This is a genomic window from Micrococcus lylae NBRC 15355, from assembly GCF_001570885.1.
Lineage (GTDB): Bacteria > Actinomycetota > Actinomycetes > Actinomycetales > Micrococcaceae > Micrococcus > Micrococcus lylae.
On record NZ_BCSN01000109.1, the window covers coordinates 1 to 1,072 of the forward strand.

The window sequence follows — 1,072 nt, forward strand, 5'->3', positions numbered from 1 at the left end:
GCCCCCAAAAAGGCGAGTTGAGCCTGTGCAACGCAACCGCGCGATTTCGTCTTCATCGTCGCGCTCCAAATCGCGGAGGCGCGCCAGAGTGTGCGAGGGGAGGCTGGCTAGCGGATACTTCTTCCCCAGCTGAGCGCCGGGCTTGAAAATTTCGCCAATCTCCATTGACTCAAAAGAAGCCATCTTTGAGATCAGCATTGCCATATGCTCGGGGGAAATGGCACTAATGGGCCATTCACCGCCTGTGTCGGCGTCACTGAATCGCCATACAAGATGACGTCGCTGAATCTCTTCATTATCGACGTGCAGTGGCCGGGGAACCTTCCCCTCCTGCGGCCCCTCCGAGATGACTGGAACCTTCTTCGAGGCGGCCTGCCAGCCTCCGGGAGGAACGGGAACCTTGGTGCGCTTGGGGCGCTTGGACGATCGCCGGGCCATTTAGAGCCCGGAGTAGTACTCGTGGATAGCGCCCAGGGTAATCTCGTTGCGGCTCCGCGCGCCCTCGGCAACACCGGCGCGGGCGTCAATCCATGGCTTCTCACGGTGCGTCATGTCGCTAAGCTGCGAAGCAGTGAATTTGCCATACGTTGACAGCACCGCATCAATGGAGGAACGCTCTCCATCATCCAACGCAGACGAATCCCCCGAATCCCATGGGGCATCAAGCATGAACTGTCCACGGTGCTTGGCGTAGAGATCGACAATCACGGGGCCGTTCGCCCAAGCCTGCACCCTCTCGGGGAACAAGGCCCGATCCTCCCATGTCATGTGCCAAGCGAGAGAGTAGTAGCAAAGCTTCTGCAGCTTCATAGCCGTCATCGGCCCGCTTTTCTCCAGGATGTAGGCGGCAACATCCTGGACGGTCGTCGCAGTCGTCATCGGTCTGCTCCCTTCCTGGAGATGCACGCACTGGATGAACTGGCGTGTTATTCGCGTACTCGCACTACAAGCGTATTGCACGATGTCAAATCGACGGCGTGTCACCTTCGCTCCGTTCGTCGAACTGTCAGTCTCATCGGTCATGCAGGGAAGTGGCAGCTATCGTGTTTCCAGCGTCGCCCGCCGCATCCCC

The 1,072-nt window shown here is 59.0% G+C and carries 2 protein-coding genes; both read right to left on the reverse strand.

Annotation, left to right across the window (positions count from 1 at the left end):
* The coding region (locus MLY01S_RS12850; RefSeq protein WP_218000455.1) for a hypothetical protein at positions 1-198 on the reverse strand (198 nt) is incomplete at its 3' end.
* Positions 199-438: 240 nt separating this feature from the next.
* On the reverse strand, positions 439-879 hold the full coding sequence (locus MLY01S_RS11895; protein WP_067192460.1) for a Panacea domain-containing protein: 441 nt from the start codon (positions 877-879) through the stop codon (positions 439-441).
* Positions 880-1,072: the final 193 nt, after the last annotated feature.